The sequence below is a fragment of the bacterium genome, assembly GCA_030018315.1.
Classification (GTDB): Bacteria; Hydrothermota; UBA3073; order JACQXS01; family JAGMCI01; genus JASEGA01.
In genome coordinates, this window is sequence record JASEGA010000049.1 from 1 (window position 1) to 5,093 (window position 5,093).

Below are 5,093 nucleotides of genomic sequence, written 5' to 3' on the forward strand. Positions count from 1 at the left end.
ACATGAGGACATTCTTGCTTAACAATAAGGAGGACATTCTACCTTAACAGTAACACTCTTTTTATTTCACTATCACCAATTTCTGTGTGATTACTTTACTATTATGCTCTAATCTACAGAAATATACACCATTTGGTAAGGTTTTAGAGCTCCAGTGAGCAGAATAATAGCCGGGTGCCTTTTTCTCATTCACAATTGTTGCTACAAGTTCACCAGTTATATTGTAGACCTTAAGTGAAACTATTCCAGTGACCGATACTTCGTATCTTATCATAGCCTCCGCTCTAATTGGATTTGGATAGCTCTGTAATATCAGCCCATCTCCATAGGGACAGGTCGCAGTCTCAATCACCCCAGTAGGTAGCTCAAAGTAACCATCCTTAGATTCGCATGGTATAGGGTTTGCATTTGGGTCAGCAAGTGTCACATCTTTTAGTTGTAATGGAGAGCTCCCATGGCCCATAACTTGCCAAGTAATATAAGCTATAGTACCACTACCAGTTGCACCAGGAGAAGGGTAAAAAAGGGCACAGAAAACATATTGGATGTCACCCAAATCATTATCTATCGGACCAACCCCAAAGAGAGTCTGCCCAAACTCTTTCAAAAATGGTCCCTCTTCAACCTTAAGACAATGTAATACTTCTGGATTAAAGGTCATACCAAAGTTCCAACCGTAAAGTAGTGGCGTAGTGATATTACTTATATAAATGGAATCTACAAAAGTATCACCAACTGCTGGTGGCGGTCCAATAATAGTATCCGGTTCTACTGACATTACAATCTTCTCTTCCACCTCTTCTTTATCCAACCGGATAAGTAAGACTTGAGCACTCTTGGATATTTGGATTATGCACTGACCGGCTATGATAAATCCACCATCTCGAGTCTGCTTACCAAAAAAGCCCAAAGCATCTCTTCCATAGAAGAATTTATCCCACAGCTTATTCCCTAATTCATCTGTTCGAAATGACCAAAGACCTCTCAATGCAGTTTCTGGAACAAAAGATAGAGTCCATCCTGTCACGAAAAATCCGCCACCCTGTACCTCTTGTACACACATGCCTACATCCTCGTAGTCTCCACCATAGGTCTTAGTCCATAATATATCACCTAATTCATTGGTTCGAATGAGCCAGATATCCGCTTGCCAACCTGGAAGACTACTATAGGACCAGGTCTCTCCAGTTATAACAAAACCACCATCCTCTGTCTCATCAACACTATAACCTCTATCATCAAATTCGCCACCATAAGTTTTATCCCATAGCTTATTACCTAAACTATCCGTCTTTATAAGCCATACATCTGCCCCGCCTACACTATAAGAACAAGTATATCCAGTTATAATAAAACCGCCATCCTTAGTATTTTTTATATCAAAACCACCGTCATCGAATTCTTCTTTACCATAAGCTATATCCCATAACTTATTACCTAAACTATCTGTCTTTATGAGCCATACATCTTCTTTTTGCTCAATTCCCACTTTGAGACTTTTTCTCCCAACAACAATAAAGCCACCATCCTCTGTCTCTTGTACACATTTACCCCAATCCTCTCCAGTTCCACCAAAAGTATTAGTCCATAGAGTATCACCAGATTTGTCAGTCCGAATAAGCCATACATCACAGTTACCTGCCCCATAAGACATAGTATATCCAGTGACAATAAAGCCACTATCTTGTGTCTCTTGCACACAAAAGCCCATATCAGCTTTATCTCCACCATATGTTTTCCTTCATAGTTGAGATGGCTGACCATAAAGTATACTACCAACAAGTCCCCCAAAAATTGAGATACCTAAAATACTACGCATATCCACCTCCTTTTACCACGAATAACATTGTATTTATGAAATCCGTGGCTATCCTCTCCCTGCTTCCTTAAACTACAACACCACAAATGGCTCAAATTACACTCATATTACATCACATCCTGTTTATTTTCTTTTACAGCCGTTTATTTCTATAATCGAATTAACTTCATAGTTTTATTAAACTTGTCGGCTTCAAGTTTATAGAAATATACTCCAGAACCTACCTCTTTGCCAGAAAAATCTTTCCCATCCCATTTAATTGAATAAGTTCCAGGCTTCTTCTTTTCATCTACAAGAGTTCTCACAAACCTGCCAGTGAGGTCGTAAATCTTAAGAGAAATCTTACTTTCAACAGGCAATTGATAGCGAATAACTGATAACTGCCTGAATGGATTTGGATAGATTTCTAACTGCTCTGTCCCCATTTTTCTGCCCTTTACCTCCTCAACTCCACTCTCTACACACTGAATTACACTCACATTGCTGAGTCCATAATTGCCACAGTAAACCTTATTATCTGTGCTATTATAGACCATAAATTCAGCACTTGCCCCACCACCCAGTGCCATGAAGATGAAATAACCACTCTGTCTTTGCTCTAATGAGACAGTTGAAACAATTTCATCACTCTCACAGTCTATTACCTGAACTATTAATTGATAATCAGAGTATGCTGCCAAGCAATGGCCATAGATACGGTTATTAAGAGGATTGTATATCAAAGCGTTAACCTGTTCCGTAAGTATCTTTTTAATTATCTCATCTGACTTACCATCAATCACATAGACCTGTGGAGCCTGAGAAGCACCTATTAACCCCACATACAACTTGTTCTTAACTGGATTGTATTCAGATGCCAAACATATATCAGGAAGCTCTATAGTCTTAATTACCTGATCAGTAGTTCCGTCGATGACCTTTACACACGGGTTCATCTCAAATAGACTAGGATCAATAGAGTAAATCTTATTACTTACTGAATTGTACAATACTTTCCAAGGCGTCCCTCCCACTTCAATATTAGTAAGCAACACATCATTTACTGCATCAATGACACAAATTGAACCTGAGAAGAACACACCATAAACCTTTCTATCTCTTGGATTACTGGTAAAACCTTCCAAATAATCCCCTACAGAGATGGTTGTAATTATCTCATCTGTTGCCCCATTAATTATAGTGATACCTCTACTACCATCACAATAAATCTTATTGGTAGTTGAATCCCAAAAAACTACATGTGGCGCCTCTACTTGAATATTAGTAATCACAGTATCGCCGAGCCCATCAATAACCTTAACTATATTTGCAAGCATACTTGGAACATATACCTTATTATTTAACTCGTTAAATACAGGGAAACCAAACCAAAACCCTTCATCACTAAGTATTTTATTTATCACCTGATTAGTCCTTCCATCCATGATACAGACAACCCCTGTAGCCTTGTTATACCCTCCTGCATAATATGACTGTGTAAGATAAACTTTATTATTTAGCTTGTTATAACACCCAGCAGATACAGGGTCTCCAATTTTAAGCATAGTAACTACATCAGCATCGCTATTAATAATACTAGCTCCTCCTACACAATGATTAGAAGAGCACATCGTATTTTTAGTTGAATTATAAGCAAGCTGAGTACAGGTAGGGCCTGCACCAGTCCGTCCAGCCCCTATTATCTTATTACTCACTCCATCAATAATAATGAGTGTATCATTGTAGAAATTTCCACTCGCACAAAATACAGCGTCACTAATTGAATTATAGGCTAGGGTATAGTGAGCACTAAACGCAGGAAGAACAGGTAGTGATACTTTTGCAATTTCTATATCTGAACCGCTCTCAATAATGGAAACATAACAATAAGATTCAGTTTCGGTACCAGTCTTCCAATAGGCATAGATTTTGTTATCTACTGGGTTACAGAGAATACCTTGAACAGGCTGAGTAACATCTATCTGAGTAATTATGCTATCACTGCTATCAATCACTGTCACAGCGCTGGTTGATGCATTACCACAATAGACCTTGTTATTGTTTGGATTGTATGTCAGCATCCACGGGTTGCCTCCCACATCAAGTTCTGCAACAACTTCAAGAGATGAGCCTTCAAGAACAAGAACTGTAGGTGCAAGATCCCATACACTACTAAGGTATAGCTTATTTACATTAGGATTACATAATATATCAAAGACCATACGACCAGAAAACTCAACCTCTTTCACTATAGTATCAGTTATCCCATCAATACAGGTAATACGGCTGATGATAGGAATTGGGCTGGAGGTTCTAGTCTTGTAGTATATCTTATTAGTGTTCGGGTTACAGTCTATCCAGACTCCCCACCGTGGCCATGCCCCTTCACTTAAGTCAATTATCTTCTCCACAGTATCAACAGAACAATCAATGACTACTAACTTACCACTCTCAGTGGCACAGTATATCTTATTAAGAGTCGGCAAGTAAGCAAAACGCCGAGATTCTGGAATATAGAGCACGAGACTTGCGTTTACATCGCCAGCATCATCAACAGTAATTGTTTTCAACTGAGAGTTAGTTGCCCCATCAATTATTGTTAACCTTCTACCGCCGTAAATGTAGAACTCATTATTAGTGGGATTGTAACACACTTGCCTGGGCATCACTCCTCCAAGTGAGTCCGGTATCCAGACAGTTGCATCCAGAATGTCATTGCCAAATGAAAGAATTGGCAAATTTGAATTTGCTTCAGAGATAGAAGTCATTAACCTGCATCTACTTATCAATGGATTTACAGAAGCAATGGGTCCGTTAATCTGTTGAATCCAGGGCGATGCATTGAGACCAGTTTCAATATCCATGGAAGAAGAGCGCAACCTTACAAGGTCTACAACAACACTGCCTCCCCTTCTCAAGCCAAAATCACTTGCACCTAACTTAACACCATACCCTATGCCAATAACTAAAAGCATAGCCACAATAAAAATTTTCCTCAACATTTTACCTCCTGTGTTTAGGTTATGTCAGAATTTTGCTTACTTGTTGGTAAACAAATTTGACATACCTTTCCTAAAAACATACACTTTTCATATGGACACACTTTTTTATCCACTATAGGTAGACTCATATCGGGGTAAGTAGTGTCCTCTCTCTTACCCAAGCAGAGGAGTCTACCTAATTTTTGCACCATAAAATCACCCCCTTAATTTGGTGAGGCTATTTAGCATTCGTAATCCTTTGCAAATAAAGAGACTACAGATGCTAAAATTTTTAAATCACCTCCCACTTTTTG

General features: G+C 38.8%; 2 protein-coding genes. Both read right to left on the bottom strand.

Going from position 1 to position 5,093, the window contains the following annotated elements; genetic code table 11:
- Positions 1–61: 61 nt before the first annotated feature.
- Positions 62–1,711 carry a T9SS type A sorting domain-containing protein gene (locus QMD71_09795; GenBank protein ID MDI6841116.1) on the bottom strand — a complete coding sequence of 550 codons (1,650 nt, stop codon included), beginning with the start codon at positions 1,709–1,711 and terminating at the stop codon, positions 62–64.
- Between the two features lie 257 nt (positions 1,712–1,968).
- On the bottom strand, positions 1,969–4,800 hold the full coding sequence (locus tag QMD71_09800; protein MDI6841117.1) for a FlgD immunoglobulin-like domain containing protein: 2,832 nt from the start codon (positions 4,798–4,800) through the stop codon (positions 1,969–1,971).
- Positions 4,801–5,093 lie beyond the last annotated feature (293 nt).